17 protein-coding genes are annotated in these 15,681 nt (G+C 71.6%); 7 read left to right on the top strand and 10 right to left on the bottom strand.

Annotated features, from left to right (window positions below; translation table 11 throughout):
- Nucleotides 1-50 precede the first annotated feature (50 nt).
- The 3 genes from OV207_RS12545 to OV207_RS12535 all read right to left on the bottom strand — a co-directional run bounded on the left by OV207_RS12545 (nt 51) and on the right by OV207_RS12535 (nt 2,591).
- Nucleotides 51-1,343, bottom strand: coding sequence for a Stp1/IreP family PP2C-type Ser/Thr phosphatase (locus tag OV207_RS12545; protein ID WP_120535595.1), 1,293 nt, complete (start codon nt 1,341-1,343; stop codon nt 51-53).
- Between the two features lie 57 nt (nt 1,344-1,400).
- A complete protein-coding gene (locus tag OV207_RS12540; RefSeq protein ID WP_267555264.1) occupies nt 1,401-1,913 on the bottom strand; it encodes an FHA domain-containing protein in 513 nt (170 codons plus the stop codon).
- A 72-nt stretch (nt 1,914-1,985) separates the two neighbouring features.
- Nucleotides 1,986-2,591, bottom strand: a complete 606-nt coding sequence (locus tag OV207_RS12535) for a hypothetical protein (protein ID WP_267555262.1) — start codon at nt 2,589-2,591, stop codon at nt 1,986-1,988.
- A gap of 142 nt (nt 2,592-2,733) precedes the next feature.
- Here OV207_RS12535 and OV207_RS12530 point away from each other — a divergent pair, with 142 nt between their 5' ends.
- On the top strand, nt 2,734-2,925 hold the full coding sequence (locus tag OV207_RS12530; protein ID WP_193348405.1) for a hypothetical protein: 192 nt from the start codon (nt 2,734-2,736) through the stop codon (nt 2,923-2,925).
- 12 nt (nt 2,926-2,937) lie between these two features.
- Here OV207_RS12530 and OV207_RS12525 read toward each other — a convergent pair whose 3' ends face one another.
- The 4 genes from OV207_RS12525 to OV207_RS12510 form a co-directional block, all read right to left on the bottom strand.
- Entirely contained in the window at nt 2,938-3,555 is a 618-nt protein-coding gene (locus OV207_RS12525; protein WP_267555261.1) for a DUF2716 domain-containing protein, read from the bottom strand.
- A 278-nt stretch (nt 3,556-3,833) separates the two neighbouring features.
- Entirely contained in the window at nt 3,834-5,240 is a 1,407-nt protein-coding gene (locus OV207_RS12520; RefSeq protein ID WP_267555259.1) for an RluA family pseudouridine synthase, read from the bottom strand.
- 19 nt (nt 5,241-5,259) lie between these two features.
- Nucleotides 5,260-6,651, bottom strand: coding sequence for a HAMP domain-containing sensor histidine kinase (locus tag OV207_RS12515; protein ID WP_267555257.1), 1,392 nt, complete (start codon nt 6,649-6,651; stop codon nt 5,260-5,262).
- Entirely contained in the window at nt 6,648-7,340 is a 693-nt protein-coding gene (locus tag OV207_RS12510; RefSeq protein WP_267555255.1) for a response regulator transcription factor, read from the bottom strand. Before OV207_RS12510 ends, OV207_RS12515 begins: the two co-directional genes overlap by 4 nt.
- A gap of 248 nt (nt 7,341-7,588) precedes the next feature.
- On the opposite strand from OV207_RS12510, the gene OV207_RS12505 reads away from it, so the two are divergent.
- From OV207_RS12505 to OV207_RS12495, 3 genes are all read left to right on the top strand, one after another.
- Nucleotides 7,589-8,353, top strand: coding sequence for a dienelactone hydrolase family protein (locus OV207_RS12505; RefSeq protein ID WP_267555253.1), 765 nt, complete (start codon nt 7,589-7,591; stop codon nt 8,351-8,353).
- A gap of 148 nt (nt 8,354-8,501) precedes the next feature.
- Nucleotides 8,502-9,872 carry an FAD-binding oxidoreductase gene (locus OV207_RS12500; protein ID WP_267555251.1) on the top strand — a complete coding sequence of 457 codons (1,371 nt, stop codon included), beginning with the start codon at nt 8,502-8,504 and terminating at the stop codon, nt 9,870-9,872.
- A gap of 135 nt (nt 9,873-10,007) precedes the next feature.
- Entirely contained in the window at nt 10,008-10,406 is a 399-nt protein-coding gene (locus OV207_RS12495; RefSeq protein WP_193348397.1) for a VOC family protein, read from the top strand.
- A 21-nt stretch (nt 10,407-10,427) separates the two neighbouring features.
- Here the strand turns inward: OV207_RS12495 and OV207_RS12490 are convergent, their stop codons facing one another.
- Genes OV207_RS12490 through OV207_RS12480 form a run of 3 tightly spaced genes read right to left on the bottom strand, consistent with a single transcriptional unit; the run spans nt 10,428 to nt 11,993 of the window.
- Complete coding sequence (locus OV207_RS12490) at nt 10,428-10,886, bottom strand: GNAT family N-acetyltransferase (RefSeq protein ID WP_267555250.1); 459 nt, start codon at nt 10,884-10,886, stop codon at nt 10,428-10,430.
- Nucleotides 10,887-10,902: 16 nt separating this feature from the next.
- Nucleotides 10,903-11,274 (bottom strand): hypothetical protein, encoded by a 372-nt coding sequence (locus OV207_RS12485; protein ID WP_267555248.1) that lies wholly within the window; start codon nt 11,272-11,274, stop codon nt 10,903-10,905.
- A gap of 2 nt (nt 11,275-11,276) precedes the next feature.
- Nucleotides 11,277-11,993, bottom strand: a complete 717-nt coding sequence (locus OV207_RS12480; protein ID WP_193348394.1) for a hypothetical protein — start codon at nt 11,991-11,993, stop codon at nt 11,277-11,279.
- Nucleotides 11,994-12,088: 95 nt separating this feature from the next.
- Between OV207_RS12480 and OV207_RS12475 the strand changes: the two genes are divergently transcribed.
- Genes OV207_RS12475 through OV207_RS12465 form a run of 3 tightly spaced genes read left to right on the top strand, consistent with a single transcriptional unit; the run spans nt 12,089 to nt 15,638 of the window.
- A complete protein-coding gene (locus tag OV207_RS12475) occupies nt 12,089-12,790 on the top strand; it encodes a hypothetical protein (protein WP_267555245.1) in 702 nt (233 codons plus the stop codon).
- Nucleotides 12,762-13,841, top strand: a complete 1,080-nt coding sequence (locus OV207_RS12470; RefSeq protein ID WP_267555243.1) for a hypothetical protein — start codon at nt 12,762-12,764, stop codon at nt 13,839-13,841. The genes OV207_RS12475 and OV207_RS12470 overlap by 29 nt, the downstream gene beginning before the upstream one ends.
- A 54-nt stretch (nt 13,842-13,895) precedes the next feature.
- The gene (locus tag OV207_RS12465) at nt 13,896-15,638 is read left to right on the top strand and encodes a serine/threonine-protein kinase (RefSeq protein WP_267555242.1); all 1,743 of its coding nucleotides are present in this window, start codon (nt 13,896-13,898) and stop codon (nt 15,636-15,638) included.
- The last annotated feature ends 43 nt before the right edge of the window (nt 15,639-15,681 follow it).

Genomic DNA, 15,681 nt, shown 5'->3' with positions numbered 1-15,681 from the left:
TTCCGGAGCGTCCTGTCCAGGACGTCCGGGGCCCCGGAAGCGTTCCCGCGTCAGTCCTCCGCGAACGGCTGGATGGCCTGCGCCACGGCCAGCTCCTGCCGCGCCTCGCTCAACTCGGAGTTCGTCGCGCGCAGCCGGTCGCTCAGCACCTGCACGAAGCTCCAGAGCATCTTCACCGCGAGGATGGCCTCGCGCTTCATCAGCCCCATCAGGTCCGAGCGGGCGATCACCATGGTCCGCGTGGGCTCCGTGGCGCGCACCGTGGCGGAGCGGGGCGCGTTGTCGATGAGGCCCATCTCCCCGAAGTGGCCGCCCGAGCGCAGCTCCGCGATCTCCACGCCGTTCTTCTCGATGGCCACCCGGCCCCGGATGACGACGAAGAGCTCCTCGCCCGGCTGCCCCTCCACGACGATCTCCCGACCCGCCGGGTAGGTTCGCGTGGTGGCGATGGACAGCACCGCCGTCTGCTCCTTGTACGTGAGGTGGCGGAAGAGGGGGATCTTCCGCAGCGCCTCCATGCGCGACTGCGCCTCGCTCGTCTCCTCGCTGGCCAGGGCCGCGCTGTCGCCGGCGACCTTCACCACCACCGCGGTGATGTTGTCCTTGCCGCCGCGCTCGTTGGCCAGCTCCACCAGCTTGCGCGGCATGTCGCCGGGCTGGAGGTTCGCCACCAGCGGGAGGAGCTCCTCATCCTCCATGTAGCCGTGCAGGCCGTCCGAGCAGAGCAGGAACACGTCGCCGGGCATCAGGTCCACGATGAGCGTGTCGACCTGGACCGACTCCTGGATGCCCACCGCCCGGGTGATGACGTTGCGGTACTGCGACGTCGCAGCCTGCTCCTTCGTGATGGTGCCGGCCTTCAGCTGCGCGGCGACCAGCGTGTGGTCCTCGGTGAGCCGGTGGCACTGGCTGTGGCGCACCAGGTACACCCGGCTGTCGCCCACGTGGCCGATGACGCCCTTGTTGCCGCCCACCGCCAGGCACACGAACGTCGTGCCCATGCCGCGCTTGGACGCGTCCGTCATGGCCGCGCGGTAGATGTCCGCGCACGCCCGCTGCACGGCCACTTCCACCAGCGCCGCCGCCGCGGAGCGGCTGTCCGCCGTGGGGTTGTTGGCCAGGTCCTTCAGCAGGTGCCGGTTGGCCGCGATGTGCTGCTTGACGACCTCCGTGGCCCGCGCGCTGGCGACCTCACCCGCGGCGTGTCCGCCCATGCCATCGGCGACCATGAACAGGCCGAGCGACGCGTCCACCATCATCGCGTCTTCGTTGTGCTGCCGTTTCCGGCCTACATCGGTCAGCCCGAAGGCTTCTGTGGTCAAGGCCACCGCGAACGCTCCCATCCGTGCCTGTTGGGTGACTTCGCACGTTACGCAGGCCGCCGAAGACGTGGCAAGGCTTCAGGACTGCATGCGCTTCGCCAACAGGCGGACGAAACCTCCGGCCGTGTAGAAGCTGACCTCCACCTGCCCGAAGCGCAGCCGCATCCCGTCCCCCACCGGCGTCGGTTTGCGAGCCAACAGCCGCTCCCCCACCACGTACGAGCCGTTCTTCGAGCCCGCATCCGTCAGCAGGAACCCCGCTTCCCCCGCGTCCCGTGTAAACCACGCGTGAAATCGGGACACACTGCCGTCATCGAGCACGACGTCGTTGTTGCCCGTGCGCCCCACGGTGATGCCCCGGCCGAAGGCGTTGCCCTGGGACTTGAGCAGGGGGAAGACGACGGGCTCGTCCTGGCCGAGCGTCGGCGGCCCGGCGTTGGTCACCGTCCGCAGCGGGTAGTCCTCCAGCTCCGCCGGAGGGACCGCGCCGAGCGCGGGCATGAAGACGAGGAGGCCCGGGGGAAGGCCCCGCTCGAACTCGTCGCGGTTGCGCAGGTAGCGCGTGACGTGGGCACTGAGCAGCTCGGCCATGACGGGGGACGCGGCGCACGGGCCCCACACCCGGGGGCCGTTCCGCTCTCACTCCGCCAGTGTACCGCGCCTCTACCGCCAATCCGCGAAAAATCCGAGGCTTACGCCACCCACGAAGTTGCGCGCGAAGCTGCGGTTCTTGAGTCCGAACGGCTCCGCGTACCCCACCGCGAGCCCCAGGCCCACGTCGTTCAACTGGTAGCCAATCTGGACGCGGCCCTGGACGGAGCCGGCGACGCGCCGGTCCGGGGGCTGGGTGCCGAAGTGGGAGCCGTAGAAGACGGGGCCGGACGACACCTGGAAGCCCCAGTGCGCCATCCCCGGCAGGTGGTTGCGGTAGGCGACGCCCACGTGGGCCAGGTGCTCGTAGTAGGAGTTCACCGGCAGGATGTAGCCCTCCACGGCCGTGTCGGGCAGGGACGCAGCCCACCCCACCCCGCCCTCCAGGATGACGGCCCACGCGTCCTTGCGCTCCTGGAAGAAGGTGAACTGCCACTGCAGGTGCAGGCGCGGGGTGACGGCGCCGTTGCTCAGCTGCGTGCCCAGGAAGACGCCTCGCGGCAGCCACGCCGGCGTGGGGGACTGGTGGTACAGCTCCTGCGGCTTGCGCGACTGCGCGTGCGCGGTGGAAGCCAGGGCAAGCGAAACGATCAGCAAGGCACGGATGTGGCGGAGCATGGGGGTCTCTATCCCCCATGGCGGCACGCACTTGTCAACGAAGTGTTCCGTTCGCTATGACACGCAGGACCCTCCGGACGGGTGAGGCGTCGGCCCCCGCCGGCGTTCGTCGCGGGAGAGGTCATTGGGAGCAGGACACCGCATGCCTGTCGTCACGGTCCGGGCCGGGAGCAAAGCAGGTCCGGCGCAGCTCGACGCCCTGGTTCGCAAGGTCACCCAGAAGACGTCGGGTCTCCTGGAGCAGAACGACCGGGTGCTGGTCGTCTACGGCGAGGGGCACGCCAGCCTCTACTACGAGGGCGCGCCCCCCTCGCGCACGCCGCGTCCGGCCTGAGCGGACGCCGCGTCACTCGTCGGACGTCATCCTGCGGGCCCGCCGGAAGAGCTCCGGGGGAGCGCGGTCCACCGCGGCGATGAGGCGCGGTCCCAGCAGCTCGTAGGTCTCCGTCTCGATGGGCCCCCGGCCCGGCGCCTCCAGGCCGTCGAAGTTGCCCACGCGGTAGCGCGCGGCGAAGACGAAGTGGAAGTCCGGCGGCGCGAAGAGGTGCTCCGGGTCCCCCGCGGGGTGGACGTCCATGGCCCAGCGCGCGTTGAAGGACGGCGGGTGGATGCCCCGCTCCACCAGCTCCATGTGCTCGCGCGTGTAGAGGCCCGTCACCTCCTGGAGCGTCGCGCCCACCTCGAAGGGGACGTGCGGGTGGAAGCGGTAGCAGGGGTGGTGCGGATCCAACGCGTACAGCCAGCCCCCCGGCGGCGTGAGCTCGCGGAAGACGGCGAGCATCTTCTCCGACAGGTCACGGTAGAGCTCCAGCCGGGCGTCGTGCTCCAGGCGGAAGAAGCCATCATCAATGACGAAGCGCACGCTGCCCTGCCCGGGTGAGGGCCACGGGTGATCCAACGCGTGACGTTCGGCGTCGCCCGCGAGGGGCCACCAGGCTTCCGTTCCAGATTCGAGATAGCGCACGGCCCCCCCACGTCACGAAGTCCCGGATATCGCGCGCATCCCGGGTCTCGTGCAATCGCCCGAAGGGAGGGCTGAGGGCCTGTGCATGGCATCCGACGCCCACCGGGACGCGGGAAGTAGACGGCCAACGACATCACGGCGAAAGGTGTCGCGCGGTGGACGTGCCGTCATGCGGGCAGGCGGCCTCAGGGCACGGCCACCTCACCGCCCTCGAAGGCGTAGGCGTTCCCATGGGCCTCCGGGATGATCAAATTTTCCGAGCGGCGCGGGCCTCCACGTCAGAAGGGAGCGGGGGCGGTGAACTCCAGACGCGCGCCTGTCTGGGGATGGGTGAAGGCAAGCGCCTCCGCGTGGAGCATCAACCGCGCGGCTCCCTGACCGAAGCGGGCATCCCCGACCATGGGCGCTCCCAATCCCAGACGGTGCGCGGCATGGATGCGCGTCTGGAAGGGGTGCCGGGTCACGGGAACCCACGCCACCCGGGTCCTGCCTCCGTCGCGCTCCAGCACCGTCCACGCCGTCACCGCGCGCTTGCCGTGGACCCGGTCGACGCAGTCCTCCAGCGGGGCATGGGACGTCCCACGCAGGGGCAGCTCGATGACGCCGGAGGCTCCCGCCACGACGCCTTCGACCCAGGAGACCTGGCGGTGCTCCGCCTCGCGACGCGCGAACTGGCGCAGGAGCGCGGCCCGGGTCGCCTCGTCCCTGGCCACCAGGAGGAGGCCGGAGACTTCGCGCTCCAGGTCCTGGAGGACGTCGGAGCTGGACAGCGCCGGGAAGCGCGACTGGAGCCGGACGAGCACCGAGTCGCGCTCGGGGGCGTGGCGGTCCGGCAGCGTGGACAGCCCCACGGGCTTGTCGACCACGAGCAGCCACGGGTCCTCATGAAGGATGCGCGGGTCTTCGATGAGGGTGCCCGTCCGGGGCGCCGGCTCCACGGACAGCCCTTGCAGCATGTACGGCAGGACGACTCCGCATTTGTTGTCACACGCGGGGTAGTAGGCGCCGGACTCGCGACGACCATCGAGCGGGGGCGCTCCCCACCAGAACTCCGCCAGCGCCAGCGGCCTCAGGTGCTGGCGGTACGCCTCCGCCAGCAGCTTGGGCGCGGCGCAATCCCCTGCCCCTCCGGGCGGCGGCCTGGGCGCGAACAGCTCCGCCAATGGCAGACGCTCACCCCGCGCGTTTGGAATCACATAGCTCCGCGCCATCTGTCGCCACAGGGCGCGGGAGCGTTCGGCGCGCAGGTGTCCAATCCGCGCCAGCTCCTCGTGGAGCAGGGGCGAAGGCGCCTGCGCCACCTCCCGGCTCAGCTCCGCGTACCGGTGTGTCAGCGCCCCCAGCTCCGCCTCTCCCGCCGGCCAGAAGGCATCGCGCGCGACCGGGTCGAACAGCGGGGGCACGAAGCCCTCCACGTTCCAGCCCCCCCCCAGCATCCCGGAGAACGCGCTCAGGTAGCCGACCCGCCCGTCCGGCGCCGCGACGACCAGCACGCCGAACATCTTCCCGCCCCCGGGCGCGTCCAGCGCCTCCCACCGCTCGCGGCGCAGCCGCTGCTGGAGGGCCTCCGCGGCGCTCCGGGCCAGCGACCCCGGCGGTCCTGGCGCGAACGGGCTCGGCAGGCGCGCGGGCACGACCCCGGGCGACGGAGGCGTCAGGAAGAAGCTCACGCGTTCGGAAGACATCCCCTGGCTCACGGGACGCTCAGCCCTCCGCCCGCGGCGCGGAGGGAAGCTCCAGCACCACCTGGGTGCCCTGCCCCACCGCCGCGTCCACGTAGGCCCGGCCGCCATGGCGCCGCGCGACCTCCCGGACGATGGCCAGCCCCAGCCCCACGCCGGGCCGCGACTCCGCGTCCGCCACGCGGTGGAACGGCTCGAACACCGCCTCACGCTCCGAGGCGGGGATGCCCGGGCCGGAGTCCGCGACGCCCACCCGGTAGCGCCCCCCGTCCAACGTCAGCCGCACGCCAATCTCCCCGCCCTCCGGCGAGAACTTGAGGGCATTGCTCAGCAGGTTGTCCACCGCCTGTCGCAGGCTGCCCGCATCGAACCAGGCCTCCGCCCGGTCCGGGGCCTCCAGGTGGACGAGCAGTCCCCGCCGCTCCGCTTCCGCGCGCGCGCCCTCCACCGCCTGCGCCAACACCAATCCCAGGTCCCCCTTCTTGCGGTCCCACGCGCCGCGCCCCGCGCTGGCCATGTCCAGCAGCGTGTCCGCCAGCACCGCCAGCCGGTCCACCTCCGCGCGCGCGTCCCGGAGGGAGGCGCGCAGCTCGTCCGCGCCGCGCTCGCGCCGCAGCGCCAGGTCCATGCTGGTGCGCATGAGCGCCAGCGGCGTGCGCAGCTCGTGCGCCGTGTCCGCGACCAGCCGCTCCTGGGCCTCGCGCGCGCCCCGCACCCGCGCCATGGCCTCCGCGAGCGCCGCGCTGAGCTGGCCGATTTCATCCTTCCCCGGGTCCACCTCCGGGGGCGCCGCCAGGTCGCCCTCGCGCAGCCGTCCCAGGTTCAGGGTGATGGCCTCCAGCCGCCGCGCCATCCGTCGCGCCAGGGTGGTCTGGACGGCCAGCAGCAGCAGCCCCATCACCGCCGCCATGGAGAGCGCCAGCCGGAAGTACGACGCCACCGAGTGGTCCACCTGCCCCAGCGACGCCAGCAGCCGCAGCCCGTACCGCTCCCCGTCCGGCGAGCGCACGTTCACGAACACCTCGCGCCAGCGGTTCCCGTCGGCGGACACCTGGGTGGCGAGGACCGGCTCACCGTCCGGGCTGTCAGGCACCCGGGGAGGCTCCTCGGGCGCGCCTTCGGGGACGGGCGGGTAGCGCATCACCAGTTGCCCATCCGCCTGGTACAGGTAGCCCTGCGGCGCGAAGGGGCGCACCTGCTCCACCAGCGGTGAGACGGCCATGTGCAGGTGCACCTTCTGCCCCGGGCCATCGAAGAGGCTCACGCTCTCCACCGCCGCCTGCGCCAGCAGGGCGCGATCCAACGCATGCTCCAGGTCCACGCGGAACAACTGCCCCGCCACGACCAGGGCGCAGAGCGTGGCGAGCGCGGGCACCAGCGCTCCGTGCAACCACAGGCGGCGCGTCAGCTTCACGCCGGGGCCCCTCCCGCGGGCGCCACCATCAGCTTGTAGCCCACGCCCCGCACGGAGCGCAGGGTCACGTGCGCGGCCCCCAGGCGCTCCAGCTTCGTGCGCAGGTAGCCCACGTACACGTCCAGCACGTTGGCGCTGCCCTTGAAGTCCGGCCCCCACGTCTGGTCCATCAACCGCGCGCGCACCTGCGCCTCGCCGGGATGACGGGCCAGCGAGCTGAAGAGCGCGAATTCGCGCGCGGTGAGCGACTCCTCGCGCGCCCCCACCCGCAGCACCCGGCGCCCCGGCTCCAGCACCAGCTCGCCCAGGCGCACGTCGCCGTCCCGGCCCTCGCTCCGGCGACGGAGCACCTCCAGCCGGGCCAGCAGCTCCTCGAAGTCGAAGGGCTTCACCAGGTAGTCGTCCGCGCCCGAGCGCAGCCCCAGCACCTTGTCCGCGGTCGTCCCCCGCGCCGTCAGCATCAGCACCGGGGTGCGCACGCCCGCTTCCCGCCAGCCCTTGAGCAGCGTCATGCCCTCCATGTCCGGCAGGGACCAGTCCAGGACGATGACCTCGTAGGCGTCGGGCGCCCCCAGCGCCAGCGCCTCGTCGCCGCGCGAGCACACGTCAAGGCGGTGCCCCTCCTCCTCCAGTCCGCGCCGGAGCAGGGCCACCATCTTCGCCTCGTCCTCGACGAGCAGGAGCCTCATGCGCCGCACCCTCTCCCGAACCGCGCCATGGAAAGCCCATGGCGCGCGGAGTGTTTCATGGCCCCACGAGCAAGGGCCAGCATGGGCCGGCGGCGCTCGCAATGGATGGGAGCGCCCGAGCAGCCCGGCCCGCCCTCGTCCCGTCGTCCGCTTCCGAGCACCGCGGGCACCGCCACGCCAGTTCACCGCAGACGGCGGGGGCGAAGGCGTGCAGCGTGCGGACTCCACCCCATTGGGAAGGGCCCCGGATGTCGTCCTCCACCTCGCCCCGTGTCCACGCCGAAGCCTTCGACTACACCGACGGAGGGACCGTCCTGGAAGGTTACATCGCCCATGAGACATCGCATGAAGCCAGGCGGCCCTGCGTCCTGATCGCCCACGCCTGGGACGGCCAGAACGCGATCATGCGCACCCTGGCGGAGCGCTACGCGGCGCAAGGCTATGTCGGCTTCGCGCTCGACGTGTATGGGAAGGGCGTCCGTGGCGACGTGGCGGGGGACAACTCGCGCCTCATGGCCCCCTTCATGGAGGACCGCGCCCTCCTGCGGCGCCGCATGCTCGCGGGCCTGGAGGCCGCCAGGCGCCATCCCCGGGTGGATCCCCAGCGCATCGCGGTGCTCGGCTATTGCTTCGGAGGCCTCTGCGCGCTCGACCTCGCGCGCGCCGCGCCGGAGGGACTGAAGGGCGCCGTGAGCATCCACGGGGTGCTCCAGCCGCCGGGGCTCGGGCCCCAGCCGCCCATCACCGCGAGCGTCCTGCTGCTGCACGGCTGGGAGGACCCCGTCGCCCGGCCCGACGCCGTGCTGGCCATTGCCCGGGAGCTGACCGAGGCCGGCGCGGACTGGCAGCTCCAGGCCTATGGCCACGCGATGCACGCCTTCACCTTCGAGGGCGCGAGCAACCCCCAGGCGGGCATCCTCCACCACCCCGTCGCCGCCCGGCGCGCGGAGGCCGCGCTCCAGGCCTTCCTGGCGCAGGTCCTGGGCGATGCGACAGCGGGCACGGGCGCGTGAGCCCACCCTGCCCACGCCACCGGCCGGGCACGACAGGGGCCACCCGAAGCGGAAGCCGGGGGCGTGAGGCAAGCTGCGCGCACGGGGGCGTGCGCGTGAAGCGGGGCACCCTGCCCGGCATACAGCCCCTGGAGCGAGGAGGTCCTTCGTGACGGTCGACGTGGTGCAGGCGCTGTCGAGGGTGTTGCCGGCGGAGTCGCTCGTCACCGACCCGGACGTGCTCCAGGCGCACCGGAACGACCAGGCGGAGTGGGCACCCGCGGGGATGCCGTCCGCGCTCGCTCGGCCCGCGACGACGTCGGAGGTCCAGGCCGTGCTCGACGTGGCCAGGACGCTCCGCGTGCCGGTGGAGGCCCGGGGCGCGGGCTCCGGCCTGTCGGGCGGCGCGAACGCCAGCGACGGGTGCATCGTCCTGTCCCTCCTGCGGATGAACCGGGTCCTGGAGGTGGACCGGCGCGGCATGCTGGCCGTCGTCCAGCCCGGCGCGCTCAACGCCGCGGTGAAGGCCGCCGCGGCGGAGCACGGGCTCTGGTACGCGCCGGATCCCGCGAGCTGGGAGTTCTCCACCATCGGCGGCAACCTCGCGACCAACGCGGGCGGCCTGTGCTGCGTGAAGTACGGGGTGACGGGGGACGCGGTGCTGGGGCTGGAGGTGGTGCTGGCGGACGGCTCCGTCGTGCGCACCGGCGGACGCACGGTGAAGAACGTGGCGGGCTATGATCTCACGCGGCTCTTCGTCGGTTCGGAAGGGACGCTCGGCATCATCACGGAGGCCACGCTGCGGCTGCGCCCCCGGCCCCCGAAGGCGACCACGCTCCTGGCCGCGTTCCCCACGCTCGTGGGCGCGGGCAAGGCCGTCTGCGACATCATGGGGACGACCCGCCCGTCGCTGCTGGAGTTGATGGACCGCACCACCGTGCGCGCCGTCGAAGCCTGGAAGCCCATGGGCCTGGACGTGGAGGCCGCGGCGCTGCTGCTCGCGCGCTCCGACGCGGGCGGCGCGCAGGGCGAGGAGGAGGTCGGCGTCATGGCGGCGGCCTGCGAGCGGGCCGGCGCCACCTTCGTGATGAACACCGCCGACGAGGCCGAGGGTGAGCTGCTCATGGGCGCGCGGCGCTTCGCCTACCCGGCGCTGGAGCAGCAGGGGGCGACGCTGCTGGACGACGTGGGCGTGCCCCTGTCCCGCATCCCGGAGCTGCTCGCGGCGGTGGAGCGCATCGCGGCGCAGCGCGGGGTGCGCATCGGCGCCTTCGGTCACGCGGGCGACGGGAACATGCACCCCACGGTCGTCTTCGACCGGAACGACCTGGACGCGATGACGCGGGCGAAGCAGGCGTTCGACGACATCCTGCACGCGGCGCTGGACCTGGGAGGCACCATCACCGGCGAGCACGGCGTGGGTTCACTCAAGCGGGGCTTCCTGCCCGCCCAGCTGGGTTCGGAATCCCTCCACCTGCACCGCACCCTCAAGCAGGCGCTCGACCCGCTGGGCATCCTCAACCCGGGCAAGCTGCTCTGAGCAGGACGCACGCCGTGATTCCGGGGGGTTGGCGGCGCGCGGTGGGAAAATAAAGGCCGTGTCGATCCCGCGAGCGCACGTTCGTCGTGTGGATGAAGGCGACGCTCCACCTCTTCCTTCCGAAGGAGACGCACCATGGCCACCAAGATCTTCATCAACCTGCCCGTCCAGTCGCTCGACCGCGCGGTCGGCTTCTTCACGAAGCTGGGCTACACGTTCAACGCCCAGTTCACCGACGCGAACGCCACCTGCATGATCATCTCCGAGGACATCTACGCGATGTTGCTCGTGAAGGACTTCTTCAAGACCTTCACCACCAAGGAGGTCGCGGACGCGACGAAGGTGACGGAGACCATCATCGCCCTCACCGCGGACAGCCGCGCCGCCGTCGACGCGCTGATGGAGAAGGCCCTGGCCGCGGGCGCCAAGGAGCTGAAGAGCATGGACCAGGGCTTCATGTACCAGCGGAGCTTCGAGGACCCCGACGGGCACCAGTGGGAGACCTTCTGGATGGACCCCGCCGCCATCAAGTAGTCCCCCCGCGCCCGCGTCCCTTCAGAGCGGGCGCTTCATGCCCTCATGGCTCGCCTCGAAGCCCAGCCGCGCATAGAAGCGGTGGGCCTCCAGGCGGCGCTTGTCGGTGGTGAGCTGCATCAATCCGCAGCCCTGGGCCCGCGCGCGCGCCATCGCGTCCTGCATCAACAGCTCGCCAATGCGCTGTCCCCGCAGGTCCGAGCGCACGCGCACGGCCTCCACCAGCGCGCGCCGCATGCCGCCCCGGCTCAGCCCCGGGATGTACGTGAGCTGGAGCGTGGCGATGACCTCACCCTCGCGCACGCCCACGACGAGCTCGTTGTTCGGATCCGCGGCGATCTCGTCGAACGCGGCGCGCACGGCGGGGACGGGCTCCTCCAGGTAGCCCGTGCGCGAGCGTGCGATGGCGTCATCCGCGAGCAGCGCGAGGATGACGGGCAGGTCGGCGGCCGTGGCGAGGCGGAAGGTGACAGGGGCCATGGCCCCGGAGCCTGCCCTACCGCGTCTTGTCCTGGTAGACCTTCACCAGCGCGTTGATGCGCCGGCCGCTGGGGTCCTCCTTGCGGGGATCGGCGATGACGAGCACCCACTTGCCGGAGACCACCGCGGAGCCCACGGCGTCCCCGACGAGCGCCCAGGCGGACTCCTCCGCCTGGTGGGCCTTCGCCGCGTTTTCGAAAGAGCACAGGGTGGCGTCCAGGCCGGTCACCTTGCCGGCCTTGCACTTGCCACCTGGCAACTTCTCCCCGGCGTCGGTGAAACCGGAGGGCGTCTCACCCTCCGCCTTCCACGCATCGAGGATGTCGTCCACATCGCGGGAGCACCCCGCAAGCAGCAGGGCCATCAGGGGAAGCAGCGCGCGCCGCATGGTCAGTCCCGTCCCTTGAACTTCTTGTGCTTGTGCTTCTTGTGCTTCCCATGGCCATGACCGTGGCCATGGCCGTGGTCGCGATCATTGTCCTCCCGGATGATGATCACCTCGCGGGGAGGCGGCGGACGCGGGGACCCCACCCTCACGTCGACGTTGACGCCCACCTGGATGATGGGGCCGCGGTACTGGGGCGGCGGGGCGAACGTCACCGCCGGGCGCGGCGCACCCCAGGGACGATAGACCGCGTTGATGCGCCCCCGCCTCGGGTTCTCCCGCTTGTACTCCTCGGGGTACTCGCCCGCGTAGTAGTGGACGTCCTCCTTGTCCACGAACGTCTGGCGCGGCGGCGGCTCATAGGCGTGGTAGTGCGGACCGTCGTGGTAGCAGTACTCCACCACGTCCACGTCCACCTCGATGCGCAGGAGCACGTTGAGGACCACCGGGTGGTGACCGTAATAGGAGTGCCGGGGTCCCTCGTAGCCGAAGGGCGTCGGGTCCCCGATGAAGACGTGGACGTCGTCGCGCGTGCGGTAGAGCGTGTCGCCGTACAGCGGCGCGGCGGAGTGAACATGCGTCGTCTCGATGTGGCACAGACCATCCGCGGGCTGACCGGTACGAGGATGCATGCCCGCGTGCTTCCACTGCTTCGCCTCCGCGGCACTGGCGGTGACGAGCAACAGCACGGCGGACAGGCCGGCCAGATTCAATCGTGACATGGTGGTGCTCTCCTGGGGACGCTCGTTCCCTCCCCCTGGACCCCGACCCGAATGATTCGAGCACATCCTGGTCGAAATTCCTGCTCCCCCTCCCCATGCTCCCCGCCCCCCCTCCACTCCGCCGCGGGCTGCTCGCGACAGCGGGCGCCCTGACGGCCCTGGGCCTCGGGGCGGAGGTCGCGGACTTCGCATCGGGCCGCCAGGTCCCCGGAGCCCTCGTCGCCTTCCTGTCGCTGAGCCATGAAGGGAACCTGCCCACCTGGTACGCCTCCGGGCTGCTGCTGACGTGCGCGCTCGCGCTCGCGGGCATCGCCCGGGCGGCGGGGCTCGGAGGCGACCCGGCGCGGCGGCACTGGTGGGCGTTGATGGGGGCGTTCGCGTACCTGTCGATGGACGAGAGCGTGGGCCTTCACGAGCACCTCGGGGGTCTGTTCTCATGGGGCGGCGTGCTCTTCTTCACCTGGGTCGTGCCGGCGGCGGTCATCGTGTTGCTGGTCGGACTTGCCTTCCTGCCCTTCCTGGCCCGCCTTCCCTCACGCCGCCGCAAGCAGTTCATCCTGGCCGGCGTGCTCTATGTGGGCGGCGCGCTGGGCGTCGAGCTGCCGCTGGGGTGGTGGACGGAGCAGCACGGCAACGACAACCTCGTGTACGCGCTCATCGACCACGTGGAGGAGGCGCTGGAGCTGGTGGGGGCCAGCCTGTTCCTCGCCGCGCTGGTGGAGGAACTGGGGGCGCGGGGCGTGCTCACGACGTCCGGGGAGGCAGCGCATGGGGCAGGCCCAGACGGCCTCGGTTGAGGCGGCGCCCCCGGGACGGGCCCCGCTGGTGGAGGTCCCCCCGGCGCCCTCGCGTTCGCCCTACATCGTGGGGCCCGCCTTCGACTGGGCCTTCTTCCTGCTTCCGCCGTTGCTGGCGCTGGGGCTGGGCATCGCCCTGTCGGGCACCGCCCTCAGCGACGCCCCCGTCCGGTTCTTCGGCCAGGAGAAGACCTGGGCCGGGCTGATGGTGGGCAGCCTCATCCACGCGCACCTGGTGGCGGTGTTCTTCCGCAGCCATGGCAATCCCGCCATCTTCCAGCGCTTCCCGCTGCGCTTCGTCCTGGTGCCGGTGCTGGCCTGGGCGGCCATCCGGGGCTCGGCGGTGGTGGCCGTGGCCGCCACGGTGCTCGCGACGTTCTGGGACGTCTGGCATTCGGGGGCGCAGACCTTTGGCCTCGCGCGCATCTATGACCGCAACCGGGGTCACCCTCCTGAAATGGGGCGCCGGCTGGACTTCTGGCTGAACCAGCTGCTGTACGCGGGGCCCATCCTCGCGGGCGCGACGATGTGGGATCATTTCCAGGGCTTCGAGTCCTTCAACGCGGTGGGGATGCCGTGGCTCGCCTCCGTGCCCGCGCGCATGACGGCCACCCACCGCGCGTGGACCTGGGGGGTGCTGACGGTGGGGGGGGCGTTCCTCGTCGTCTACGTGGCGGCGTCACTCCGCCAGTTGCTCCGGGGCCACCGGCCCTCGCTCCACAAGGTGTTCCTGCTGGTCACCACGGGCGGCTGCTCCATCTACACCTGGGGCTTCAACTCGTGGGGGGAGGCGTTCTTCATCATGAACCTGCTCCACGCCGTGCAGTACCTGGCGCTGGTGTGGGCCACGGAGGGAGCGCGCCTCCAGGCGAGGCTGCGCCAGCGCGGCCTGGGGCTCGCGCTCTTCCTGGGCACGGTGCTCGTCTACGGCGTGGGCGCCGAGCTGCTGGACCCGGACCTGGACAGCCTCTGGGCTGGCACCCTTGTCGTCTCCCTGATGCACTTCTGGTACGACGGCTTCATCTGGTCCGTGACGCGCAAGCAGATTTGAGGGCCACCCCATCCCCGCCCTGCGTCGCGCGGGGCCTGTCATCGTGCGCATCCCATGAACGAGTCCACGGCCGCCTCGGATCCCCGCATCGGCTCGGTGTTGCAGGAGCGCTACCGCATCATCGAGCGGCTCGCGGCGGGAGGCATGGGCATCGTCTACCGGGGCGAGCGGTTGGAGGTGGGCAAGGCGGTCGCCATCAAGTTCCTGCACGCCTGGGCCGCCCGGGATGAGGACTTCCGCAAGCGCTTCCAGGTGGAGGCGCGCGCGATGAGCCGCCTCACCCATCCGTGCTGCGTGTCCGTCATGGACTTCGGCGTGGACCAGGACTCGCCGTACATGGTGATGGACTTCGTCACCGGAGAGACCCTGCGCAGCCTGCTGCGCGAGGGCCCCCTGCCCCTGCCCCGGGCCCTGGGCGCCCTGCGGCAGGTGCTGGCGGGGCTGGCGCACGCACACGAGCAGGGGATCATCCACCGGGACATCAAGCCGGAGAACGTCATCGTCACCCATGCGGTCGGGCTCGGGGAGCAGGTGCGCATCCTCGACTTCGGGCTCGCCAAGCTTCGCGATGAGGTGACGGGCATCACCTCCGGGATGATGCTCGGGACCCCCGCCTACATGGCCCCGGAGCAGATCCACGGCGAGCCGGTGGGGCCCCCCACGGACCTGTATGCCACCGGGGTGCTGCTCTTCGAGCTGCTCACCGGGAAGAAGCCCTTCAACGCGACCGGCAACGCGGAGCTGCTGCGCATGCACCGCGAGGTCCCACCGCCACGCCTGCGCGCGGTCGCCCCCGAAGCCGGCTTCTCCCCGGAGCTCGAAGCGACCCTGCTGAAGGCGCTGGCGAAGGCCCCGGCGGAGCGCTTCCAGTCCGCGACGGAGTTCCTGGCCGCGCTCGAAGGGGCCGGGCCGGGTGCGGTCAGCTCCGCCGCCGCGCATGCAATGGGCGCCGCCCCGACGGTGCCGGTCTCCGCCACCCCCGCGCCGTCACGCCCCAGCGAGGAAGTGCTCGCGACGCGCAACGCCCGGGCGCGGCCCCGCGCAACGCCCACGGACCTTCCAGCCGAAGAAGCCCGGCCTCCGGAGCCAGCGCCAGTGGAGTCGCCGGCAGGCGTGGCCGTGAAGCAAGAGCCCTCGGGTACATCCGAAGCGACCGTCCGTTCCGTCCCGGCCGCGGCCCCGCCCGCGGAGGGCCGCTCGCGCCTCTGGGTGGGGGGCGCGGCGCTCCTCGCCCTGCTCGTGGCAGGCGTCGGCTGGTGGGTGGCTCCGTCCACGTCAGCGCAACCGGCGCCCGCGCCGTTGGAGGTCGCGGCTCCCGAGGCCCCGAAGGCCGAGCCTCCTCGGGCGGCCCCCCCGGTGTGGCAACCCGTCGCGGAGCCGCTCCCAGGCATCGAGGAGGTCCAGCGGTTGATAAAGGCGCAGCGGCGGGACGCGGCCCTGGCGGCGCTGAAGAAGCTGGCCGCGAAGCATCCGACGAGCGCCTACGTCCGCTACCTGGAGGGGAACGTCAACTTCGACAACCTTCGCTGGGTGGATGGCGTGGCGGCCTACCGGGCGACGCTGCGCAATGACGCCGCCTACCGCAACGCACCGGTCCTCATCCAGAACGCCATCCGCTGCCTCGTCAGCGACCGGTTCCACCGCACCTGCCAGGACTTCATCCGCGGGGACCTGGGCGAGGCCGCCGTGCCGTTCCTGGAAGAGGCAGCCCGCACCCACGCCATGGCCAGTGTCCGGACCCGGGCGGCGGACCTGCTCCGTCGCCGGAGCCTCACGTCGCCCTCGGACACACGCTAAGCAGGTCGCCAAAAAATCGTTACCCAATCGCGCCCGCCGCCGA

The sequence above is a fragment of the Corallococcus sp. BB11-1 genome (assembly GCF_026626625.1).
Lineage (GTDB): Bacteria > Myxococcota > Myxococcia > Myxococcales > Myxococcaceae > Corallococcus > Corallococcus soli.
Note: the sequence above shows the minus strand (reverse complement) of the source record. Positions and strands in the feature narration are given on the sequence as shown.

What these genes read in the sequence shown, in the direction of transcription:
- OV207_RS12545 (WP_120535595.1), bottom strand. Translation starts at nt 1,343, where the DNA reads ATGGGAGCGTTCGCGGTGGCCTTGACCACAGAAGCCTTCGGGCTGACC.
- OV207_RS12540 (WP_267555264.1), bottom strand. Translation starts at nt 1,913, where the DNA reads ATGGCCGAGCTGCTCAGTGCCCACGTCACGCGCTACCTGCGCAACCGC.
- OV207_RS12535 (WP_267555262.1), bottom strand. Translation starts at nt 2,591, where the DNA reads ATGCTCCGCCACATCCGTGCCTTGCTGATCGTTTCGCTTGCCCTGGCT.
- OV207_RS12530 (WP_193348405.1), top strand. Translation starts at nt 2,734, where the DNA reads ATGCCTGTCGTCACGGTCCGGGCCGGGAGCAAAGCAGGTCCGGCGCAG.
- OV207_RS12520 (WP_267555259.1), bottom strand. Translation starts at nt 5,240, where the DNA reads ATGTCTTCCGAACGCGTGAGCTTCTTCCTGACGCCTCCGTCGCCCGGG.
- OV207_RS12510 (WP_267555255.1), bottom strand. Translation starts at nt 7,340, where the DNA reads ATGAGGCTCCTGCTCGTCGAGGACGAGGCGAAGATGGTGGCCCTGCTC.
- OV207_RS12505 (WP_267555253.1), top strand. Translation starts at nt 7,589, where the DNA reads ATGTCGTCCTCCACCTCGCCCCGTGTCCACGCCGAAGCCTTCGACTAC.
- OV207_RS12495 (WP_193348397.1), top strand. Translation starts at nt 10,008, where the DNA reads ATGGCCACCAAGATCTTCATCAACCTGCCCGTCCAGTCGCTCGACCGC.
- OV207_RS12490 (WP_267555250.1), bottom strand. Translation starts at nt 10,886, where the DNA reads ATGGCCCCTGTCACCTTCCGCCTCGCCACGGCCGCCGACCTGCCCGTC.
- OV207_RS12485 (WP_267555248.1), bottom strand. Translation starts at nt 11,274, where the DNA reads ATGCGGCGCGCGCTGCTTCCCCTGATGGCCCTGCTGCTTGCGGGGTGC.
- OV207_RS12480 (WP_193348394.1), bottom strand. Translation starts at nt 11,993, where the DNA reads ATGTCACGATTGAATCTGGCCGGCCTGTCCGCCGTGCTGTTGCTCGTC.
- OV207_RS12475 (WP_267555245.1), top strand. Translation starts at nt 12,089, where the DNA reads ATGCTCCCCGCCCCCCCTCCACTCCGCCGCGGGCTGCTCGCGACAGCG.
- OV207_RS12470 (WP_267555243.1), top strand. Translation starts at nt 12,762, where the DNA reads ATGGGGCAGGCCCAGACGGCCTCGGTTGAGGCGGCGCCCCCGGGACGG.
- OV207_RS12465 (WP_267555242.1), top strand. Translation starts at nt 13,896, where the DNA reads ATGAACGAGTCCACGGCCGCCTCGGATCCCCGCATCGGCTCGGTGTTG.